The 22,684-nt window shown below is 38.4% G+C and carries 21 protein-coding genes; 12 read left to right on the plus strand and 9 right to left on the minus strand.

Annotated features, from left to right (window positions below):
- The first annotated feature begins 140 nt into the window (after window positions 1–140).
- On the plus strand, window positions 141–2,213 hold the full coding sequence (locus V7083_RS02025; protein WP_335474839.1) for a peptidoglycan D,D-transpeptidase FtsI family protein: 2,073 nt from the start codon (window positions 141–143) through the stop codon (window positions 2,211–2,213).
- 49 nt (window positions 2,214–2,262) lie between these two features.
- Here V7083_RS02025 and V7083_RS02030 read toward each other — a convergent pair whose 3' ends face one another.
- From V7083_RS02030 to V7083_RS02040, 3 genes are read right to left on the minus strand one after another with little or no spacing between them, the layout of a single operon-like run.
- Window positions 2,263–2,733, minus strand: a complete 471-nt coding sequence (locus V7083_RS02030) for a (2Fe-2S)-binding protein (protein WP_335474841.1) — start codon at window positions 2,731–2,733, stop codon at window positions 2,263–2,265.
- 32 nt (window positions 2,734–2,765) lie between these two features.
- Window positions 2,766–3,599 (minus strand): FAD binding domain-containing protein, encoded by an 834-nt coding sequence (locus tag V7083_RS02035; protein ID WP_335474843.1) that lies wholly within the window; start codon window positions 3,597–3,599, stop codon window positions 2,766–2,768.
- Window positions 3,599–5,920 (minus strand): xanthine dehydrogenase family protein molybdopterin-binding subunit, encoded by a 2,322-nt coding sequence (locus V7083_RS02040; RefSeq protein ID WP_335474845.1) that lies wholly within the window; start codon window positions 5,918–5,920, stop codon window positions 3,599–3,601. The genes V7083_RS02035 and V7083_RS02040 overlap by 1 nt, the downstream gene beginning before the upstream one ends.
- Window positions 5,921–6,104: 184 nt before the next feature.
- On the opposite strand from V7083_RS02040, the gene V7083_RS02045 reads away from it, so the two are divergent.
- Entirely contained in the window at window positions 6,105–7,487 is a 1,383-nt protein-coding gene (locus V7083_RS02045; RefSeq protein WP_335474847.1) for an MFS transporter, read from the plus strand.
- A gap of 234 nt (window positions 7,488–7,721) precedes the next feature.
- On the opposite strand, the gene V7083_RS02050 is transcribed toward V7083_RS02045, so the two are convergent.
- Window positions 7,722–8,546 (minus strand): C40 family peptidase, encoded by an 825-nt coding sequence (locus V7083_RS02050; protein ID WP_335474849.1) that lies wholly within the window; start codon window positions 8,544–8,546, stop codon window positions 7,722–7,724.
- A gap of 389 nt (window positions 8,547–8,935) precedes the next feature.
- Between V7083_RS02050 and V7083_RS02055 the strand changes: the two genes are divergently transcribed.
- Window positions 8,936–10,066 (plus strand): TIGR04053 family radical SAM/SPASM domain-containing protein, encoded by a 1,131-nt coding sequence (locus V7083_RS02055; RefSeq protein ID WP_438823684.1) that lies wholly within the window; start codon window positions 8,936–8,938, stop codon window positions 10,064–10,066.
- 37 nt (window positions 10,067–10,103) lie between these two features.
- Here V7083_RS02055 and V7083_RS02060 read toward each other — a convergent pair whose 3' ends face one another.
- From V7083_RS02060 to V7083_RS02070, 3 genes are read right to left on the minus strand one after another with little or no spacing between them, the layout of a single operon-like run.
- Entirely contained in the window at window positions 10,104–11,141 is a 1,038-nt protein-coding gene (locus tag V7083_RS02060) for a Ger(x)C family spore germination protein (protein ID WP_335474853.1), read from the minus strand.
- The gene (locus V7083_RS02065) at window positions 11,138–12,208 is read right to left on the minus strand and encodes a GerAB/ArcD/ProY family transporter (protein ID WP_335474855.1); all 1,071 of its coding nucleotides are present in this window, start codon (window positions 12,206–12,208) and stop codon (window positions 11,138–11,140) included. The genes V7083_RS02060 and V7083_RS02065 overlap by 4 nt, the downstream gene beginning before the upstream one ends.
- A gap of 19 nt (window positions 12,209–12,227) precedes the next feature.
- Window positions 12,228–13,562: a spore germination protein gene (locus tag V7083_RS02070; protein WP_335474857.1), complete on the minus strand. Its 1,335-nt coding sequence runs from the start codon at window positions 13,560–13,562 to the stop codon at window positions 12,228–12,230.
- Window positions 13,563–13,712: 150 nt separating this feature from the next.
- On the opposite strand from V7083_RS02070, the gene V7083_RS02075 reads away from it, so the two are divergent.
- The 9 genes from V7083_RS02075 (at window position 13,713) to V7083_RS02115 (ending at window position 21,785) form a co-directional block, all read left to right on the plus strand.
- Window positions 13,713–14,948, plus strand: coding sequence for a hypothetical protein (locus V7083_RS02075; protein WP_335474859.1), 1,236 nt, complete (start codon window positions 13,713–13,715; stop codon window positions 14,946–14,948).
- Between the two features lie 9 nt (window positions 14,949–14,957).
- The gene (gene corA / locus V7083_RS02080; RefSeq protein WP_335474861.1) at window positions 14,958–15,908 is read left to right on the plus strand and encodes a magnesium/cobalt transporter CorA; all 951 of its coding nucleotides are present in this window, start codon (window positions 14,958–14,960) and stop codon (window positions 15,906–15,908) included.
- A 55-nt stretch (window positions 15,909–15,963) separates the two neighbouring features.
- Complete coding sequence (locus V7083_RS02085) at window positions 15,964–17,013, plus strand: M42 family metallopeptidase (protein ID WP_335474863.1); 1,050 nt, start codon at window positions 15,964–15,966, stop codon at window positions 17,011–17,013.
- 177 nt (window positions 17,014–17,190) lie between these two features.
- On the plus strand, window positions 17,191–17,340 hold the full coding sequence (dltX, locus tag V7083_RS02090) for a teichoic acid D-Ala incorporation-associated protein DltX (RefSeq protein ID WP_335474865.1): 150 nt from the start codon (window positions 17,191–17,193) through the stop codon (window positions 17,338–17,340).
- Between the two features lie 17 nt (window positions 17,341–17,357).
- Window positions 17,358–18,863 (plus strand): D-alanine--poly(phosphoribitol) ligase subunit DltA, encoded by a 1,506-nt coding sequence (gene dltA, locus V7083_RS02095; RefSeq protein WP_335474867.1) that lies wholly within the window; start codon window positions 17,358–17,360, stop codon window positions 18,861–18,863.
- Window positions 18,860–20,026, plus strand: coding sequence for a D-alanyl-lipoteichoic acid biosynthesis protein DltB (gene dltB, locus V7083_RS02100; protein ID WP_335474869.1), 1,167 nt, complete (start codon window positions 18,860–18,862; stop codon window positions 20,024–20,026). Before dltA ends, dltB begins: the two co-directional genes overlap by 4 nt.
- Before the next feature lie 5 nt (window positions 20,027–20,031).
- Window positions 20,032–20,268 carry a D-alanine--poly(phosphoribitol) ligase subunit 2 gene (gene dltC, locus V7083_RS02105; protein WP_335474887.1) on the plus strand — a complete coding sequence of 79 codons (237 nt, stop codon included), beginning with the start codon at window positions 20,032–20,034 and terminating at the stop codon, window positions 20,266–20,268.
- Window positions 20,265–21,467 (plus strand): D-alanyl-lipoteichoic acid biosynthesis protein DltD, encoded by a 1,203-nt coding sequence (gene dltD / locus V7083_RS02110; protein ID WP_335474871.1) that lies wholly within the window; start codon window positions 20,265–20,267, stop codon window positions 21,465–21,467. The genes dltC and dltD overlap by 4 nt, the downstream gene beginning before the upstream one ends.
- A gap of 105 nt (window positions 21,468–21,572) precedes the next feature.
- Complete coding sequence (locus V7083_RS02115; protein WP_335474873.1) at window positions 21,573–21,785, plus strand: twin-arginine translocase TatA/TatE family subunit; 213 nt, start codon at window positions 21,573–21,575, stop codon at window positions 21,783–21,785.
- 41 nt (window positions 21,786–21,826) lie between these two features.
- On the opposite strand, the gene V7083_RS02120 is transcribed toward V7083_RS02115, so the two are convergent.
- Window positions 21,827–21,952: a hypothetical protein gene (locus V7083_RS02120; protein ID WP_335474875.1), complete on the minus strand. Its 126-nt coding sequence runs from the start codon at window positions 21,950–21,952 to the stop codon at window positions 21,827–21,829.
- Window positions 21,953–22,057: 105 nt separating this feature from the next.
- Window positions 22,058–22,621, minus strand: coding sequence for a hypothetical protein (locus tag V7083_RS02125; protein ID WP_335474877.1), 564 nt, complete (start codon window positions 22,619–22,621; stop codon window positions 22,058–22,060).
- Window positions 22,622–22,684 lie beyond the last annotated feature (63 nt).

The raw sequence follows: 22,684 nt of genomic DNA on the forward strand, positions 1-22,684 counted from the left end.
GAATACTATTAATAACTATTTAATTTTAGTAATGTTGGAATACTTTTAACTTAAGCACAATGGAATTTGTATAAATTTTACAATCTATAACAAAATAAGTATGGTGTGGACATCTCGGTCGTAAAGGATGTGAAGATCATTTGGAGCAACAAAAAAAGAAAAAGTCACACTTTCCCTTTCGTTTAAATGTGTTATTTTTTAGTGTATTTTTGCTTTTTTCAATCCTGATTTTACGATTAGGGTTTGTTCAGATTGTATATGGCGAAAATTTCAAGAGGGATTTAGAGCGTAAAGAAGCTATAACCATCAGTAATCCTGTTCCTCGCGGAAAAATGTTTGACCGTCATTACCGAGTGATCGTCAATAATACTCCCAGAAAAGCCATTACCTTTACGAATCAAGGGTATAGTCAGACTGAATTGTTGGAGACGGCAGAGAAATTGGCCGGATTAATTGAAAAAACTACTGAAAAAGTGACGGATAGGGATCAGCGGGATTTTTGGGTTTTAAAGAATCCGAAACGTGCTGAAGAAAAAATAACCAAGCAAGAACATGCCTTGTACACCGCAAAAAAATTATCCGACATCGATTTATACAGGTTAAAGTTGGAACGGATCACGGAAGCGGAATTAAAAGAAATATCAGATAGAGATATGGAAGTACTGGCTATTTATAAAGAATTTAACAACGGTTATAAGTTTTCCCCACAGATTGTTAAAAATGAACATGTAACGGATCATGAAATTGCAGTAGTCAGTGAAAATTTACAATCCCTCCCTGGCGTCGATACCACCACAGATTGGGAACGTACCTATCCTTTTGATTTAACCTTGAAATCATTGTTGGGTAAGGTAACCAATTCTGAAGAGGGCTTGCCTGCTGAGCAATTGGAATACTACCTTTCCAAAGGATACAATAGAAATGATCGCGTAGGGAAAAGTCAATTAGAATTTCAATATGAAGAAATATTGCGCGGATACAAATCAAAAATCAGAAATGTTACGGATAAATCAGGCAATGTGATTGAATCTCATCCCATTACGGATGGAAAAAATGGCAAGGATTTAGTCCTGACTATTGATATGGATTTGCAAAAGGCAATTGATCGAATTATCGAAGACGAGCTGTGGGCTGTCAAAAAGTTGCCCGGGACCGTCCTAACTGACAGAGCTTATGTCGTCTTAATGGATCCCTTTACCGGAGAAATTTTGGCAATGTCCGGTAAAAAAATGATCAAAAATCCAGATACCGGAAGGACAGAAATGATTGATGATGCACTTGGGACCTTTACGACAACCTATAATGTTGGTTCTACTGTTAAAGGAGCTACCATTTTAACAGGGTATAAAACAGGTGCCATCTCACCCGGAACCACTTTTGATGATTCTGGGATCAAGATTAAAGACACTCCCATTAAAAAATCTTATGCCTATTTAGGGAGACTGAATGAAATAAGTGCACTAAAGAAATCGTCAAACGTATATATGTTTCATACTGCCATTCGAATGGGCAAAGGACATTATGAGTATGACAAGCCTTTAAACTTTAATAATCCTATGGCATTTGAAACGATTCGAAATTCCTTTGCTTCCTTCGGCCTCGGAACTCGGACTGGAATTGATCTCCCCAATGAACAGACCGGTTTTAAAGGGACCAGCAAGCTTCCCGGTTATTTGCTCGATCTAGTGATTGGTCAGTATGACACCTATTCTGCTATGCAGCTTGCTCAATATATTTCTACGATTGCTAATGGCGGCAATCGGATGCAGCCACATGTTGTGAAAGAGATCCGAAACGCACCAAGTGATACCGATGAAGTTGGTCCTGTTTTTCAAGAGATGAACCCGAAAGTTCTAAACACGATTGATATGAAAAAAGAATGGATGAACAGGGTTCAGATCGGCTTTAAAAAAGTAATGCAGGAACCCGGAGGAACGGCATATAAATTTTTTGGAAATGCTCGTTATTCTCCCGCTGGTAAAACTGGTACAGCTGAGGCATTTTATGATGGACCTTTCCGAAAAAACTACGGAAAAGAGCCACCGCCGGTAATGAACCTGAGTTTAGTCGGCTACGCCCCTAGTACTCACCCTGAGGTTGCCATGGCCGTGCTGGTTCCCTGGGCGTATCAAGGTGAAAAGAACGATAACCGTGCTAATCTCAAAATTGGCCGCAGGGTCATGGATACGTATTTTCGATTAAAAAAACAGTAGCAAGGTTGCCTTTTATAGGCAACCTTTTCACATAAAAAAACATCCGCTTTTAGCCGGACGTTTCCTGTTCGTTTCTTAGAACAGTTTTAATGGCTTTTTCTATTTCAGCATAACCGGTACAGCGACAAATATTTGATTGTAACCATTTTTTTATAGTTTCATCGTCTGCATCCGGATGCTGTTTAATTAGTGCATGGCAATTCATAATAAAACCAGGTGTGCAATAACCGCATTGAAAAGCGAAGTTTTCAATAAATGCCTGTTGGATGGGTGCATTATTTAATCCTTCAACCGTCGTAATATCTGTCCCTTCCGCTTCCACAGCCAACATTAGACATGACTTCATGGGCCAGCCATCAATGTTAATAGAACAGGCACCGCAGTCGCCATTTAAACATCCCGGTTTGGCCCCGGTCAAACCTAGTTGGCTTCTTAAAATATATAACAAGGTATCAGAAGATTGAATGGTTACCTGTCGTTCCTCCCCATTTACGTGCAGTATACTTGTATGAATTTTCACGTTCTCCCCTCCCTATTTCATCACTACAAAACTTAATAACTATTAAAGGTTTCCAGGAGTTCATGTAATAAATTCTTTAACACGAATAACCGGTATTTGTCTGAACCCTCGATATCGTGTAATATTGGCTGTGGTAAAAAATCCATCGCACTCATAATTCTCGTTTCAGCTGGTACATCAGTTTGGTTTAGAATTCCCTCAACCTCACTAGACCGGAATGGGAACGGACACAGTCCGCTGAAGGCCAGTCGTATTTCACCATCTATTTTAAGAGCTGCAAGCGTGATTAAGGGATACCCGGTTTCCCATTGCTGTCTGCGTTTGATGGAAATAAACGGTGCATCAATGTACTTTTTCTCAGTAGCAATTTGGGTTAATACTTCTCCACCCTTTAATTGAAGGGTTTGCTGAAAGATGGCATTGATATACTCCACTTTTACCCCTTCAGGACCAACAATAACCATTTGACTATCCGCCAACAAAAAGGGCAATACAGCTTCCCGATAAAAGATTTGCCCGCAGATATTTCCACCTAGAGTTATTTTTCCGCGGGCAGTATGATCGGCAATTTCACTAGATGTTTTGGATAATAACGGATAATAATTACCTTCCTCAATCTGTGTTAATGTTAATGTACTTCCTAGCACTAAATAATTTCCGTCATACCCCATTACCTTGCATTCGGCGATTTCCTTTATATCAATCACTACATCTGCATAGGAGAGGTCAATTCTACCTAATGTAATCAGCTCAGTTCCTCCTGAAAAAAAATAGGGGTGCTTTCCTTGATGCTGAAAGTATTGAAATAATTCAACTGCCTCCGTCAAGGTTTTGGGACGATAATAGTCAAAATTAAAGGGAAGCATTAACGAATTCCCTCCTTTGTCTTCCAGATAAGTTCTGGGGTCAGCGGCAGATTATGCAGAGATACTCCGGCCGCAATTGACAAAGCATTTGCAAGGGCACCCGGCATTCCCAAAAGACCATGTTCACCAGCTCCTCGAGAACCATAAGGAGAATCCTGCTGGGGTGTTTCTACAAAGCCAACTAGATATTCAGGGTTTTCACCGTATCTTAATGGCCGATACGTTCTTAGCTGAGGATTTAAAATCCTCCCCAACTCATCAAAATAGAAGGTTTCCCTCCCGGCAAAAGCCAGACCCATGCTCATCGCACCCATGACTTGTCCCAATGCCGCTTTTTCATTCATTACTTTTCCAATATCAAGTACCGTACAAGCTTTTAGCAAACGGTAGGTATAATTTATTCGATCAAATTCAATTTCAACTCCATAAGCCGCAGGGGTCCATTCCGGTCCTGGCTTCCCCTCTCCCGTCTCCGGATCCAGATGGGTTAGATGCCTTAAAATATAATGACCACGCCCAATGACTTGACCACCGATGGAGTTCCCATTTGGGAATTGGTATCCATATCCTATCTCCTTAAAATGCAACCCAATTGATGGGTCATCTCTCAAGTAGACACGACTATTCGCAATCTCTAAGTCATCTTTAGGGACTCTCATAACACAGGCAGCTACTTCTTTAAGCTGACGAATCACATCATCTGCTGCCTCGAGTAATGCCCTGCCCGCCATATAAGTGCCCCTACTCGCCACTGTTTTCCAATGCTCGGGTGTTGTTTGTGTGTCAACCTCCATTCGAACATGGATTTCATTAACATCCATCTTCAGCCTTTCAGCAAGAATTTGCGCAAGTACCGTTTTGGTCCCGGTTCCAATCTCAATCACCCCGGACATTAAATTGATGCTTCCATCACGATTGAACGTTAATATCACACCAGATGGCGCGTTTGGGTCAATGGTTGAGGTTTTCCAGCTGCAGCTGACTCCTTTTACCCTTACGTAACGCTCATTGATCTCATAGACCTGCCCCTTTTCCCACTCCATTAACTCACGTACTTTTTCAATACACGTTCGTAAATCCCCTAGATTACTCTTGTTCAATTTTACTCGAGTGGGGGTTGTATCACCTGGTAAAATAGCATTTCGGTAACGTAGTTCAAGGGGATCCATGTTTAATTTTTGCGCAAGAAGATCCATCATTCTTTCGATTACAAAGGAGATTTCAGAATGACTAAACCCCCTGAATGGTGCTGGATATGGATGATTCGTATACATACAATAGGAATCGCACCATACATTATCGACTTTATATGGACCTGTACAATCGACTGCTCCAGACCTTGTTACGTCAATGGCTTTATCAGAATAGGCACCGCCGTCCCATAAATATTGAATATTCATCGCTTTAATGTAACCATTTCGATCTGCACCAATCTTAAACGTAGCATCCAGACCGATATGACATGGCGAAGTAAGTATATCTTCCTCCCTGGTATTTAAAAGCGTAACTGGGGCACCCCCCACTTCCTTTGAAGCTAAGTAGGCCAAAACTTCCAATTGGACCGAAGCCTTTCCCCCGTATGCACCTCCTACCAGTGGGGTATGGACAATCACTTTCCCCATGTCTTCCCCAAAATACTCTGAGATTAATTGTTTAACCATAAAAGGGGCTTGTGAGGAGGTAATAATGATGATATTTCCATCAGGCGAAATTTCAGCTGTCGCACATCTGGTCTCCATGGCTGCATGATCAGAGGGATGGAATGAAAAACTGGCCTCAACAACCGTTTCACTTTCCGCCCAGCCCCTTTCCATGTCCCCTTTGCGAATTTTGATATGAGTTGCAATATTGGTGCCAGGCACTGGATAAGAATCCTTTTCTTTTTGGTAATCTCCAAGACGTTCATGGACAAGTGGCGCTCCTTGTTGAAATGCCTGGGTAGGGGAGTTCACCACCGGGAGTATTTCATATTGTACTTGTATGAGATCAGCAGCGGTTTTAGCCTGTGAAGGTGTATCCGCCACGACCACGGCAACGGGTTCCCCGTGATATCGGACTTTATCAACAGCGATGGGGGGCCGGTCTCGGATTGCTTCTCCAGTTAAGGGATACTGCTGTTTACCAGCAAGGATTGCCCTTATCCCGGGAACCTTTCTTGCCTCAGTTGTATCAATTTTGATAATTTTTGCATGTCCATATGGGCTGATCACCATTTTGGCTGACAACATGGGAACAGACTGATAATCGTTTGTATACTTTGCCCTGCCGGTGACCTTATCCAAGGCTTCTTTGCGTATAACACTTTTCCCAATTACCTCCATCGTAGTCCCTCCTTCTCTCTCTCTTAGGCACAAAGTTTCTAACTTATTTATATGGTCAGGAGGGCTATTCCTAGAATCGTTTCAATCTTAATGTTAATCAGGTATGGTTTCTCCTAAAAAGCCGAAAAATAAATACTAGTTTTCCTGCTTAAGGAAACAATGAGGATATACGATTTTTAGGGGAATGAATTCATTGAAAAAATCACGCGCACTTTTTATTACCGGTGTGGCATCAGGTACGATGTTAAATCCGTTAAACTCCTCCATGATTTCTCTCGCTTTACATAGCATTCAAAGAGATTTCCATCTTTCTTTCGCGACCGTTTCCTGGCTGATTTCTTCTTTTTATTTGGCAAGTGCGGTGGCACAGCCGGTTACTGGGAAAATCGGCGACATATTTGGTCGTAAAAAAACATTCTTATTCGGGCTCGTTCTGGTGGCACTCTCAGCTGTTGGTGCCCCGCTTTCAGGGATATTTTTGATGTTGATTTTCATGCGTCTGATTCAATCCATCGGCAGCAGCGCCATTTATCCATCTAGCATGGCATTAATTCGCGACAATATTAAAGAGCGACAAGCCTCTGCTCTGGCAGTTTTATCTATTTTTGCCTCAGCAATGGTGGCATTGGGGCCAACCATTGGTGGATTTTTAATTGTCTGGGGTAATTGGCAGGCTATTTTCTGGGTAAATTTCCCCTTTGTCGTAATCAGCTTTATTTTAGGTTGGTTTATATTTCCAAAGGATGTTAAAAAGGATAAAGAAACCATAAAAAAATTATGGGCTCACCTAGATTTTATAGGTATTGGTCTTTTCTCCGCGGGGTTAGCGCTCTTTTTATGGTTTTTATTATCATTTGAAACACAGGTTCATTATGGATCAGGAATTGTGGGAATTCTCTTTTTTATCTTGTTTATTTGGTGGGAATTACGAGTAAGTGAACCTTTTATAAATGTACGGATCTTTAAAACTCACCGAAAGTTATCACTTGTTTATCTTCAATTTATCTCATTAAATATATATTTCTATTGTTTGTTTTTTGGTTTGCCTAGTTATTTCCAGGAGGTTTTAGGTTTAAGTGTGGAGAAAAGCGGAATGTTAATGCTGTTTATGTCAGGAGTGAGTATCATTATTTCGACTGTAGCGGGAAAATGGGCGGATAAAAAAGGGGTTAATCAGCCGATCTTTGTTGGAGCGCTTTTATCAGTGATTGGAGCTTTTGCCTTTATCTTTGGATTTGTAGGTGGTTCCTATTTTATGATTGGAATCATTTTATCCATAATGGGTATGAGTTACGGAATTGGCAATGTTGTGCTGCAGGTATCCATGCTAAAAGAGAGTCCAAAATCCATTATTGGGACAACCTCCGGCTTGTTCCAGACTTGCCGTTACTTAGGTTCTATTTTCTCGTCCATTATTTTAGGGCTCGTTTTCGGCGAGGACATTTCGCCTGAGAGAATGAAGACAGTTGGAGAAATCATGCTGATGACGGGTGTTGTTAGTATTTTTATGAGTATCTGGTTTTCATGGGATTCAATTACGTTTATAAAAATTAAAAAAATATCGTAATAGCCTTGTCCCTATTTTTCTTAATCTATTAATTGTTCCTTCATAGTTTGTTCATATTTATCCTTTAATATAAAAGCATGGTTCAGGAGAGAACCTACAACCTCCGCCCCCTTTAACATAGATTTTTCTGTTGCTGCCCGGCTCAAAGTCGGGTATTTTTTTTGTCTAATTTTACCTAAGTGAAAATGTTTAATATATACAAAAACACACGCCAGGATTGACGTGTGTTTACCATTAAAATGCTGTTCTGGCACCTAAATAGCGTGACTTCCAGTAAGTAGTGGTTATGTCACTGATGGTGACACCTGTGGATGTTCCTGCTTGGATAAATTTGTTATTCCCAAGATAGATACCCACATGAGATGGCCCTGGTGCATAGGTTTCAAAAAATACTAAATCACCAGGATTTGGAGTAGACACTATTTTTAAATTGGTATATTGAGAAGAAGTTGTTCTAGGTATGGTGATTCCTACTTTATTAAATACATAGCTGGTAAAACCGCTGCAGTCAAAGCCTGCTGGTGTATTCCCGCCCCATAGGTACGGAGTTCCAATATATTTTTTCGCCTCATCCATCACCATCTGTGCCTTTGAAACGGTTGGCGCCGGTGTCGGTGCTGGTGCTGGTGTCGGTGCTGGTGTCGGCGCTGGCGCTGGTGCTGGCGCTGGTGTCGGTGCCGGCGTTGAATCAGCACTTAATTTTAAAACTTGTCCAACATAAATGGTATCTGAAGTTAAATTGTTAATTGTTTTTAATTGGCTCACAGTCATATTATTTTGAGAACTGATCAACCAAAGGGTATCACCGCTTTGAACAGTGTAAGTTTTAATGACTTGTGGAGCTACTAATGTGAGTTTTTGATTTACATAGATCGTATCACTTGTGAGGTTATTCCATATTTTTATATCTGAAATAGATACATTATTAGCTTGCGAGATTTTCCAAAGGGTGTCTCCTGATTGGACTGTATACGTATTTTCAGCCGCACTCACAGAACCTCCAAATGCTGTAAACATGATGCCGGCAGCTGCTGCTACTGTCAGTAGATGTTTTTTCATCGATTGTAACACTCCTTTATCATTTATATTTTCATCATAAAGGAGGAATACGATTGAAATCATCCCCAAAGATATGGCTTTCATGGAAGTCAATCCCTGCCTTTGAAAATGGTTCCAACATTTTAACAAATTAATATTCTTTAAAACTTATATTTATAAATGATTTAACACGATTTCACTAGACATTAAGTAATATTTTTGTAACATAATTGTAATATTCATCTAACGATTTCATGAGGAAGAATGTAGAAATATTGTAACAAACCTTCCATGCAAGCAGTATTCGAAAATTTATAATGTACCTATAGAGACAATTTCTATCATTTTAAAAATATCTATAGAAGCTTGGTGATATTATGCAGGGTATTAGTAAAGGACATCCCCATGGTATGAGTAAAACAATTGATTATGATCAAAACCCCTTTATAGTGATTTGGGAGGTTACTAGGGCATGCCAACTTAAATGTGTACATTGCCGTGCAGATGCACAGCTAGCAGCAGACCCAAGGGAATTATCTCATGAGGAAGGGATTAACCTAATTGATCAAATTTATGAAATGGATAATCCCATGCTCGTGTTCACCGGTGGAGATTGCATGATGCGAGAGGATTTATTCGAATTGGCAGATTACGCGATAAAAAAAGGAATGCGTGTCTCCATGACACCAAGTGCGACACCGAACGTAACGATTGATAAAATGAAGCGTGCTAAAGAAGTCGGCCTTTCACGTTGGGGATTTAGTCTCGATGCCCCTACTGCTGAAATTCACGATCACTTCCGTGGAGTCCCCGGCTCATTTGATCTTACTCTTGAAAAAATTAAGTACTTGAATGAATTAGAAATGCCGCTGCAGATTAATACGGTCATTTCCCGCTATAATTATGACCACCTTGAAGAAATGTCGAAGTTAGTTGCTGAACTAGGTGCAGTTATGTGGTACATATTTTTATTGGTTCCAACAGGACGCGGGCAATTAGATGCCTGTATTACCCCTGCAGAACATGAGAAAGTGTTCCGCTGGCTGTATGATTTAAGCAAAACGGCTCCATATGATATTAAAACAACCGCAGCTCAACACTATCGTAGAGTAGTATTACAGCAAAAAACACGCGACCACTTAGTGGAAAAAGGTGAAATTCACTATGAGGATACCATTACCACCGACTTTGCTTCTATGCACGACGGCTTAAAGCGTGCACCAAAAGGGGTAAATGACGGCAACGGTTTTGCCTTTGTATCCCACATTGGTGATGTCATGCCAAGCGGATTGCTGCCAATTATCGGAGGCAATATTCGAGAGCAGTCTTTAGCCGATATTTACCGAAACTCCAAAGTTTTCCAAGAACTGCGTCAGCCTGACAACTATAAAGGTAAATGTGGTGTTTGTGAGTACAATAAAATTTGCGGTGGTTCCCGATCCAGAACGTATGCAGTAACAGGAGATTATTTAGAAAGTGAACCATTCTGTGTCTATATTCCGCAAGCTATGCGTAGTAAAGAAACTACAACTATTGTGTAATAGTAAAAGGGCAGCCGAACCCATTCGGATGCCCTTTTTACTCGATTAACCCTGTATCCGTAATTTGTACCTTTGAATTTATCTTAAATTCAATTTGCGGATAAATTCTTTTCCATTGTTCCCAATCTTGATCGTTAAACGACCTTGACCGATAACGCAATCCAAAACCAATAGGGTCAACCCCGGCTTTATGGATTTTTACTAATAATTGTTTAACATCTTTATTCAACTGCTTTTCTAATGCCTTTTCATATATTGATAATTGGGAATTCGTGATTTTTCGATTCGATTCCTCCAAATTTCCTGTCACATTCATAGTCATTTTTATATATGGCCGTTTTCCTTTCGGGGTATAAATCCGGTATTTAGTTTTTACTTTTTCAGTGTTAACGATGAACTTTACCTTACCCTTTTGCGCCCATAAAGCACTCTTTTCTTCTTCATTCCTAATAAAATNNGTATTAATTTCTAAAATATTTTTTTTAGCTTGTATGATCGGCAGAACCGGATCAATGCCTTTTTCAATTAGTCGAAATTTAAAATCAAACAGATATTCTGATAGCACATACGGAGTTTCTGAACCATCCCTTCCTAAAGCAAGAAACATGGCATTGGATGGAAGTTGTTCGTCTTTTGGCTTTACTTTTAATACATCCATCGCAGTTGGTTTAGCAATAGCGACCCATGCAATTTCTTGGAGGTCCCTTCTTCGGGTAAACCAATAATTTAACCCCGCATTCCCCGGCTCTTTAACCAATTTTTCACCGAATAAAATTACTTTGCAATGACTAAAGTCTATTTCTTTGTCTACCTTTGTTTTAATAATTCTCACTGCTTCGGAAATGGAATCTGCTTCTTGGGTTACAATCTCCATTTGACTGGGTTGATCCCTTGAGCCACTGGGAACTGCAAATTTTAAACTGACTAGGTATTTCTTTGAAGTATTTTTTGCAGGGTCTACGCCAACACTAACCGCGAAAAACCGTTTATCTATATCTTTAAATCCGCATCCGGATAACAAGACCGAAATCAAAAGAATTAGAAAAACATGTTGTAGATACATTTCATTCTTCATGCGACCTTCCTCCTGGCCCAAAAGAAAAAGCAAAACACGATGACAAACTCCAGTCCTAAACGTGCAACCATCCAATATTGGACAATTTTATTTAACATGACAGTGTTTAAATATAGCACCCCAATAATAGAACATGCTGCATAGGCTAGTAGAATCGCCCCAATCTTTTTAGAAGTTACCACTTTAAAGCTGCCTTTTAGTAATTCCAGACCGGAATGCCAATGAATGGAAACACTAATCATTGTGATACTCATGTAAGCCATTAAATATAGAAAAATAACTCGTTCGATTGGGCTATAAACTAGCCTTAAAGAATCAGCTGTTGAAATCCAGGGATAGAGAAATTCTTGGGCGCCATCAGAACCATGAAAACCAATTGGTATAAAGAAAGTAGTGATCGAATTTAATATTCCCAAGAAAAAAATGAGGATAAAATTCCATATTTTCAGTTTCCCTTTTATGACCCGATTGAAAATAATTAAATTCATATAACCAGTAAATACATAGGTTGCTGCTCCTATTGTTATAAGGTTTGGCATTTCAAATAGATGTGTCCCAACCTCAAGCATAGAATCCCAAGATAAAGCTTCATTAAAAAGAGCTTTAAATATAATAAACCCTATAAATGGTATATTTAGGAATAAAACCATTTCCAAAAGATACATTACCCGTTCTGTCGAGAGAGTTATAACAAGAAATACGGCGATTAAATAAATAAATATGAGCATCAATTTCGGCATCTCTGGATTAATAAACCTTGAAACCATATCAATAAAACCAACGAGAGACATCAGACCAGCGGAAAACCAAGCAAAATGTATAACCCAAATGATTACTGCCTTCACTTTCACATGTTTCACATTTGCCAAGATCTCCGGTAGACCTTGTTCTGGAAATTTTGAAAGGGAGTAGCTGAATAAATAACAAAGGGTTATACCAATCGGTAATGAAACGATCATTGCCATCACAGCGCCATGATACCGGTATTGTATAAGGATTTTCGGTACGAAAATAATCACATTCATCAACATGTTAGTGAAGACTAAGTAAAGAAAATACCGATTCAAAACCCTCCCCCCGATCGTATTATTTCTGATTTGGTTTACTTTGTAAGAGCGTAAAGAATGGTGTTCCAAAACTGTCTAGCCTTACAAAATAAGCCAAAATCATAAAAAATCCTAGAACTACACCTACTAGCCCAAAGATTGTTGCCATGAGTAGGATAAAATACTTCAAAATCCTAATGGTAAAACTAAACGTGTTAATGGGAATGACAAAGTTTGAAATGGCAACAAAGGATACAATTACAATAATAATATTGCTAGCCAGTCCTGCTTCAGCTGCTGCCTGTCCAAGAATTAAACCACCAACAGTTGTCGCTGTAGGTCCGATTGCTTTTGGCAGTCTGATACTTGCTTCTGTCAACAACTCCACCATAAAAAGCATCAGGAGCACTTCAATAAAGGATGGATACGGGACACCTGTTCTGCTGCCGGCAATGGACAATGCTAATTGCATCCTAAATAACTCAGGATTATAGCTGGTAACTGCAACATAAATTCCAGGAAGAAGAAGGCTAAAATTAAAAGCTGTATATCTTAATATCTGCAAAAACTTGGCAATCCAATAGGTTTGATAGATATCCTCCATCGAGGACATCAGATCTTTTAAAACCGTTGGAAGTACAACAGCGAATGGCGACCCCTGCAACATAATAATAATTTTTCCGGTTGCCAGGTTAACGGCAACCCGATCCGGACGTTCCGTAATCAGCATAACGGGGATTAGAGCACGATTCTTTTTTTTAATAATGTCCAGTAATTGCTCTGGCGATTGGAACATATCAATATCGATTGAGTTAACAAATTGTCTTATTTTCTCCAACGTTTGCGCATCGGCGAATCTTTGATCATGAAGAATCATCACCTTTGTTCTAGAAATCCTGCCGATGGTTGTCGACTCCATTGTTAAGGCAGTATCAGGGTACCGTTGACGAATTAAACCTAGATTTATTGGTAGACTCTCGCTAAAACCCGCTTGTGGACCTTGAATCGTTGTTTCAACCGTTGTATCCTGGATTGCATTATTTCGATCAATTTTACAATCATATAAAAAGACAAAGTCCAAATAAAATAGGATGGCGACCCCTCTTAAAATTTCATCAATGGTTTTCTGTTCCGTTTCATATAGGCTCACTTTAGGGTGAGATTGTAAGTAGTTTAAAAATGACTCCACACCTTGTATTTCAAAAAACGGCTTCAATACGTTATCATGTAATAATGTTTCATCACTAATTGTTTTTATATAGAGCACTTCAAGGTATTTTTCATTCGTGAAATTCTCCTTGAATACTAAATCCTCTGTATGTTGAAATTTACTTTTCAAACTATCTTTGATGAATTCCACTTTCCCTGTCGGCATATTGTCTACCTCTCACAAATTGCTTTCCCAGTAATTTCCCACAACGATTGGCATTTTATTCTAAATAGTATGAATCAGACTTTTTTTGGTTAAGTTCAATTTGTTTCGGGAATGTTGATTAGAGAATCTTGTGAAAGGATCCCATCGAACATGAAGAAGAATCAAAAACGTATTTCAACAGGGCTATTTCAAATTATTCTACCCTTTTCCTATGACAGGGCAGACCTTCAATCACTATGTATGGTATTCCAAAACCAACAATTTCAACCGTTCTCACTAAATGATCATGAAATGGAAACTTCCTATTATGGCCATTTTTCTGTGAATCATTCACGCCTGGAAACTGATTTTCTTCCATACGCCAATAAAATCCTTTTCCCGCAACATGTAGATAAGGGATTTGTTCGCTATTCAAAAAAGTTAAACCGTTATTCCCCTGCCAATTCACCATTTCCATATCAAATCCTTTCAGCCGATTTGATTTTTTGTCCTTATCATATTGGTTTTTTAACTGTTCGATTAGAAATAAACAATCCAATTTTGACACAGACAAAAGAGTTGAACGATTCGGTTTTCTCGATGGCACCACAATTGATTCGTGAGAATTTGTTAAATACAGGAGAACTTTCTTTGCTTCAGTTTAAAAATATTTTTTTAGCGTCACTAATCTCCTTTTCTGAATCAGAAAGTATAGAAAGTCCAGAACAATGTAGGCCGTTTACATACATGACGCATGAAAATCAATGTATATTTTGTTTCTCTTGTAAAGAGGGAAATCTATTCAATCGTTCAGCAGAACAATTTTTTGGGTCTGTTTATTATTCCTTGCTCATTCATTTATTTTTTAATCAAATATTCATAGACATTGTCGGGCAATATTCCATCATACATACGGAGAGGAACAAGAAAGAAGTGAAGCAAATTCTTTTTCTCATCAATGCTTTCATGTCAAACTATTATTATGTTTTGTCGCCTGCTACTTTTGCGACGAAGGAGGTGTTTGAACTGTTGAGAAAAAGCTTTTGTATAGATCATTTATATGCCAATATAAAGGACATACAATTTACCCTATTTAAATATCAGGAGGAAGCAGGTAAAAAGAGGGATAGTTTATTGCTTCTCATTTTAACTTTATATACAGTGATTTGCGGTATTTTCAGCATGAACTTATTTACTCATGATTTGGTTGGCAATATCAAATGGTCTCATTTTAAGTCCTATAATCCATTTGAATATTTTGCCGTTTTCATCGTATTTAGTGGTATGATGGTCGTAGGTTTTCTAGGACTACAAAGCCTATATGTTACATATCAGGATAAAAAGTCGCAGAATAAATGGATAGTGAAATCCATCTATTCTGCGACTAGCAAACGTTTTAAAAAATAAGGAGTTCATATGATCAGAAACATTGGGGTAACCAAAACTTATGAATTGGAAGTTAATCAGGATGTTGCTACATTAATAAATGGGGATTATTTGTGGTATTGGATTGATTTTAATCAGCCTACTGAAGATGAGACCGATCTGCTGAGGGATCCTCTCTCCTTTCATCCTTTGGCCATTGAAGATTGTATTCACCATCTTCAGAGGCCGAAGCTTGACTACTACGAAAATTATACGTTTTTTGTCACACAATCATTAAATCAAGAAACCATTTCAAAAGATGAAATTGACTTTTTTATTAGCAGCAAATATATCATCACGTTTCATCATAAGCCATCCATTGAAATCAATGAAACATGGAATCGTTTAAGCCATTCGTCACAAATTGAGAAATGGGATCCTGCGCATGTTTTATATAACGTGATTGATAAGATGGTTGATAATTATTTCCCGCCTATCTATCAAATTGAAGATCGATTAAGTGAAATTGATGAGAATTCCAAAGGAAGGTCAACAGAATCCTTATTGGAGGATTTATTTGATACTAGGCATCAGCTTCTCTCCCTCAGACATACAATTACACCGATGAGGGACCTCGTCTATAGAATACTTAATTCCCAACGAATGCAGGAGATTCAAGGGAAAATGGTCTATTTTTCCGACATTCATGACCATTTATTAAAATTAACTGAAATGATTGAGGCAAACCGAGAGCTGACCACCGATATTCGCGATAGCTATATCTCGATCAATTCCGAACAAACCAACCATGTAATGAAAGTCCTTACTGTCATTACGACCATCTTCATGCCGCTTCAATTTATTGTAGGACTCTATGGAATGAATTTTAGATATATGCCTGAACTAACCTGGAAATACGGTTATTTTGGCATCCTTTTCATTATGGCAGCCATTGCCATTGGCATGTCATGGTGGTTTATGAAGAAAGGTTGGTTTAAATAAAAACTCATAACCAATATAATAAGAATTGGATAAACATTCAGAAAGGGGTACATACATGGCTTTTCCTAATTCAGAGGATACAATGCAAATAATTAAGGACTTGGTTTCGATCCCTAGTCCATCTGGTAATACTCGAGAAGTGATTACTTTTGTTGAGAAGTTTCTTGCTGAACTGCAAATTAAAACTGTACGGAATCGAAAAGGAGGTCTTATTGCAACCATTGAAGGTACAAACAAAACACAGCATCGTATGCTGACAGCACATGTTGATACATTGGGAGCAATGGTAAAAGAAATCAAAGCGAACGGCAGGCTACGAATCGATTTAATTGGCGGATTTAAATACAATTCAATTGAAGGTGAATACTGCCAAATTGAAACAAACAACGGCAAAAAATATACTGGTACCATTCTAATGCACCAAACCTCCGTCCATGTATATAAAGATGCTGACAAAAAAGAACGGAATCAAGAAAATATCGAGATTCGAATTGATGAAAGAGTACAAGATGCTGAAGAAGTTCGTGCTTTAGGAATAGAGGTTGGAGATTTTGTTTCGTTTGATCCAAGGGTTGAAATTACCCCAAGTGGCTTCATAAAGTCACGGCATTTAGATGATAAAGCAAGTGTTGCTATTCTGCTTCAATTAATGAAACAGATTAAAACGGAGAATATGACTCTCCCCTATACAACTCATTTTTTGATTTCAAATAATGAGGAAATAGGTTATGGCGGAAATTCCAATATTACTCCGGAAACGGTGGAGTATTTGGCTGTGGATATGGGGGCTATCGGTGATGGACAATCCACGGATGAATATACCGTCTCCATTTGCGCAAAAGACTCAAGTGGTCCTTATCATTATGAATTGCGAAAACATTTGGTTAGGCTTGCCGAGGAGAACAACATTGGTTATAAACTAGATCTTTATCCCTTTTACGGCTCAGATGCCTCTGCAGCCATTCGTGCCGGACATGATATTATACATGGGCTAATTGGACCGGGAATTGATTCATCGCATGCGTTTGAACGGACCCACCGAACATCGCTTGAGAACACAAGCAAACTTTTATACCATTATGTTCAATCGTCTTTAGTTGAATAGGTTTTGAAGAGACCAAGTGTACATCACTTGGTCATTTTTTATCAAATGTCCATTTAATTTTAATGGTTTTCTCATTATGTTTTAATGCAATAAACAGGTTGCCGAATTAAGATTAATAAGGGTTAGATGATGAAAAGCTGTCTTTTACATCGATAAATTCCTTGGGGGCTATCCAACATGTTAGAAAAATTAAAAAAATGTTTCGTGAATCCCAAAGTAAATTGGACCGGAAGATTTTTGTACTATTTAATCATTTTATTATTGTTATTTTTCATGTACGGCTTTAATGATGCCAGTGCAGGTACCTATATATACAACGATTTTTAAAGGGGGATGCCAGAACTATGAGACTACTAGACAATATTGAATATGTTGCCTTGAATCATCCAGAAAAAATGGCTTATATTTCTACAGACTCTCAATTGACCTACGGGGAGCTATGGCAGCAATCTAACCAAATTGCCGGTTATCTGGAATCGAAAAAATTGACAAAGAGCTCACCTATTTTGGTCTATGGTCATATGGGCGCATCAATGATTGCTTCTTTCTTAGGAAGTGTAATAGGAGGACATCCGTATATCCCTGTTGATATCTCGATCCCACATGATCGGATTTTAAAAATGGTAGAAAGTGCCCAAACAGAATTGATCATTGATACGACTAATGAATTAGCAATTGACCATGACGTTACAGTCGTCCAAATGGAAGAAATCATGTCCCATTCCAACCATGTAAAAACAGGAGCGGATAGGATCGAGGGAGATAAGAATTTCTATATAATCTATACTTCAGGAAGCACCGGTCGTCCAAAAGGCGTGCAAATCTCTGCCAATAATTTGCAAAGCTTCGTTGATTGGATGTTGAACGATTTTCCCATTCAAGGAGGACTCCGTTTTCTGAACCAGGCTCCATATTCCTTTGATTTATCCGTAATGGACATCTACCCTGCGCTTGCCAGTGGCGGTACCATTTTTACCATTACGAAAGACATGATTGCAAAGCCGAAATTATTGTTCGAGGCCCTTAATCAGTCCAATATACAAGTTTGGACCTCGACACCATCGTTTGTACAAATGTGTTTGATGGATCCTTCGTTCAATCACAATCTATTACCGGAGTTGTCAGTATTTTTATTTTGCGGGGAAATTTTGCCGGTTGCCATTTGCCAACAGCTTAAAGAGCGGTTCCCTCATGCAAAAATATTTAATACCTATGGTCCGACAGAAGCGACTGTCGCGGTTACATCTTTGGAAATTACACAAGAAATTCTGAAAAACTATCAAACTCTCCCAATTGGGAAGTCAAAAATGGATACAAACATTATTCTATTAGATGAACACGGAAATCAGGTTCCAAGTGGTGAAACCGGGGAAATAGTGATTGTCGGTCCTGGTGTGAGCAAAGGGTATCTTGGTCAGCTTGAATTAACTAAAAAGGCGTTTTTTGATGTTGACGGACAAAGGGCCTATCGGACCGGGGATGCCGGTTATGAAGATGAAACTGGGTTACTATTTTATAAAGGCCGGATTGATTTTCAAATCAAACTTCACGGGTATCGAATGGAGCTGGAGGAGATCGAATATCATATTGCCAAATCTATTTATGTAAAATCAGCTGCCGTTATCCCAGTTTACCAAAAAGATAAAATCGAATTTTTAATGGCTGTAGTGGTTCCAGGCGAACATCATTTCGAAAAAGAATATCAGCTAACCAGTGCGATCAAAAAGGAACTTGGCGAGATGATTCCTGCTTATATGATTCCTAAAAAGTTTTTTTATCAAGAAGACCTTCCATTAACGCCAAACGGAAAATTGGATAGAAAAATGATCAGGGAATTGGTTATGCAATGACTCCTTATGGTACTTTTTCATTCTTTTTCATTCTTGCCGTTCTTTTGACGCCTACGATTATACTTGGTTTAAGGGGAAAAAGGTTTCATACCTACAATATGGTCATTACCCTTTTTGCGCTGGCGATTATATTTTCATCGTCACTCACACAGGCCGTAGCACTTTTGCTGTTTACAATTTGGCAAGTCGCATTAATTCGCGGCTACAAGGCTTATCGTACAAAATCCAATGCCAATTACGCCTTTTATCTCGCAGTAGGTTTATCGATTCTTCCATTGGTTATGTCGAAGCTACTGCCCTATTTTTCACAGATAAATATGATAGGGTTTCTAGGAATCTCATATTTAACTTTTAAAGGCGTGCAAATGGTCATGGAGATTCGCGATGGGTTAATTAAAAAAGATCTGCCTTTATCGAGGCTTATCTACTTTATCGTCTTTTTCCCGACAATTTCCTCAGGACCGATTGATCGATATCGTCGTTTCGAAAAAGAACTGACAGCCGAAATTTCCAGTGATCAATACAAAGTATTGCTCTACGAAGGAATCAACAAAATTTTTCGCGGGTTTTTATACAAATATATAATTGGTTACTCGATTAATCATTATTTTATTGCTAATTTGCGCTTTATCGCCCATAGCCATTTAGAGAATCACCTTTATTATATGTATGGATATAGTCTGTATCTGTTCTTTGATTTTGCTGGTTATAGTGCGTTTGCGATTGGGGTCAGCTATATCATGGGCATTAAGTCACCAGAAAACTTTAATCGGCCTTTTATCAGCCGGAATTTGAAAGATTTCTGGAACCGTTGGCACCTTAGCCTGTCCTTTTGGTTTAGGGATTATGTCTTTATGCGCTTTGTTTTTTGGATGACAAAGAAAAAATGGATCAAAAATCGAAACATTGTTTCTAATCTTGGCTACGTTTTATTGTTTTTATTAATGGGTGTATGGCATGGTTTAGAAATTCAATATATTTTATATGGTGTCTATCACGCCATTTTAATGGTCCTGTACAATTCCTTTGAGCAATTTAATAAAAAACACAAATGGTGGCCGCAAAATCGATATACAAAGATCATTTCCATTGTTATAACATTTCATGTAATTTGCTTTGGCTTTTACATTTTTTCAGGACAATTATTTCATAAAGGAGTTTGAATAAAATGGAATTTAAAAATGAATTGATTAACTTATTAGCAGAAATATGTCAGGATGACTGTGTGAAAGAAAATCCTGATCTAGATCTATTTGAAGCTGGTCTTCTAGATTCTTTCGGTACTGTAGAACTGCTTGTACAACTAGAAGAGCGGTTTGGAATTATTGTCCCTATCACCGAATTTGATAGAGATACCTGGAATACACCAAATCAAATTGCCATTCAATTGGCTGATTTTCAATGAAAAAAGTGATTTTTTCACCACTAATTTTTGCATTGGTGGTATTGCTTGGAATCGTCCTTATTCCTAATAAATGGATCGAGATGATCATTCCTAAAAATCGTGTTGCCGAAGCAGCGACAGAATTGAATCCATTTATGTTCCAAGGGAAGTATATTCAGCAAAAAATGCTGGATGATCCACGGTATCTTCCCGTTTATGGTTCTTCCGAGTTAGCAAGACTGGACCGGTTTCATCCTTCAAATTATTTCAAAGAAACACATGCTGGTTTTACTCCCTTTTTAATTGGCCGTGGTGGAACTGAATCGTTAATCCACTTTTTGAATTTTTCGGAGCACACCAATCAGCTGAAAGGGAAAAAAATGGTGTTTATCTTATCACCGCAATGGTTCCAGCCGAATGGCACTGATGAGTCGCATTTTGTTCCTAACTACTCTTCCTTGCAAGGATATGATTTAGCTTTTAATCAGCAAATCAATCCTGCTCTGAAGAAAAAAGCAATTAAACGGTTATTAGCTTTTTCACCTGTTAAAAATGACCCGATCTTATCAACGTTATATAAAGCTGAAATTACGAAAGACCCATGGACAAAACGGAAAGCAATGTTAGCTACTCCTTTCGCTAAAGTTTATCGAAATTTATTGATTAAGAAAGATCTTTATTATTCCTTAGCAGGTGGGTTTCAGCGGAACCGAGAATTAAGTCCAAAAGTTAGACAAAAAACATGGAAGCAATTAGCCGTTCAAGCTGACCATATTGGTGCGAGGAAATCGACGAATAATCATTTCTATGTGATAAACAGTCAATACAATCATATAAAAAAAATGGTCCCTTCCCTTAGAGATACAAAAGAAGGAGCCTCATACGGCGTCTCACCCGAGTATGATGATTTCCAGCTAATCTTGGATTTATTAAAGAATGCGGGAGCAGAACCATTGTTTATTTCAATCCCGGTAAATGGGAAATGGTATGATTATACTGGATTCCCAAAAGAAGGACGGTTATCCTACTATAATCGTGTAAAATCACAAATACAAGCAGAGGGATTTCAAGTAGCCGATTTCTCCAGCCATGAATATGATCCGTATTTCATGAAAGACACTATTCATATCGGCTGGAAAGGCTGGGTTTATACCGACCGTGCCATTAAAAACTTTTATCAGAAAACAGCAACTGAAAATGTAGTTGTTCGTTCAAAATAACATAAAATGGCTTGACTGCTCTTTCAATGAAACAAGTCTGGCATTCTAATAGGCCAAAAGATATTATATGTATGATGAACCAGTATTTGTTTGGAGATGAGTTATATGTTATCGAATATTGGGGTTCCGGGGCTAATCCTTATCTTTGTGGTTGCATTGGTTATTTTTGGACCAAATAAACTGCCTGAAATAGGACGTGCATTTGGAAAGTCGATACGTGAATTTAAAAATGCAACACAGGATATAGTGGAAGATACGAAAGAAGAAATAATCGAAGACATCAAAGAAGCAAAAGATTCTGCCGACCCCAAAAAATAGGTCTGCAATGAAAATCCCCTGAATGGTCAGGGGATTTTGTGTTATCTTCTGCCTCTTTCAGCAAGTCCTTGAAATTGTTTCATTAATTTTTTTCTAGATTTTTCATTCCGCATTAAATAGGCAGCTCCCAAAGCCGCCGTCGTTAGCATCATTTTTTTCCGATCCATGTCTCTACCTCCTCACGTCTTATAAGATTTCCTTCATAATGACTTTTTAGTTACGGGAGTATTTCCCAAAAAAATGCCGATCCTGATGGGATTGGCATTTTTTTGTTATTTAGCTAAAAGTTCCTTTAATCTTTTGTTATGTTCTTCATACTGCCTTAGCATTCCATTGAGAAGGGTTGTAGCTTTCTTTGTCTCTTTTTTCTCTGCTGCTATTTCTAATTCGCGGAAAGACTTCCAATGGCCTATGTCTTTTCCTCCGTGAATTTGCTTAACAAATTCTTGCTTCGTAATCTTGCCTTCTTCTAACTGTTTTCGAAGTTTTTGCATTTTCTCCATTTTTTCTTTATGCCATTGTTCCCGCTTTGCTGCATTCTCTGGACTCATCCATTTATTTCGCAGCTGTTTCTTCTCCTCAAGGACCTTTGTCCATTCTGCTTTTTTTTCTGGGGTAAATTGATTCACATACCCCAACAGTTGCTTTTCCCTTTCTGCGATAAACGATTGCCAATCTTTAGTCCTTTTATGATGCTGCGAACCCTCTTCCGCCTCGCAATCACATTCCTGATCATGAAAATGATCATGGGTGTTAGGTACCGTCCCCACCGCTCCACCGATTCCTGGGGCCGTAAAGAGTATTCCCATCAGTAATAGAAAAATTTTTGATTTCATAACGAACACCTTCCAAACATAATTTCGGTTCGAAATTATCATTCCCTACTGTAATTAAAAAAA

Origin of the sequence: Bacillus sp. JJ1764, from assembly GCF_036962145.1 — a bacterium.
In the GTDB taxonomy this organism is placed as follows: Bacteria; Bacillota; Bacilli; order Bacillales; family Cytobacillaceae; genus Neobacillus.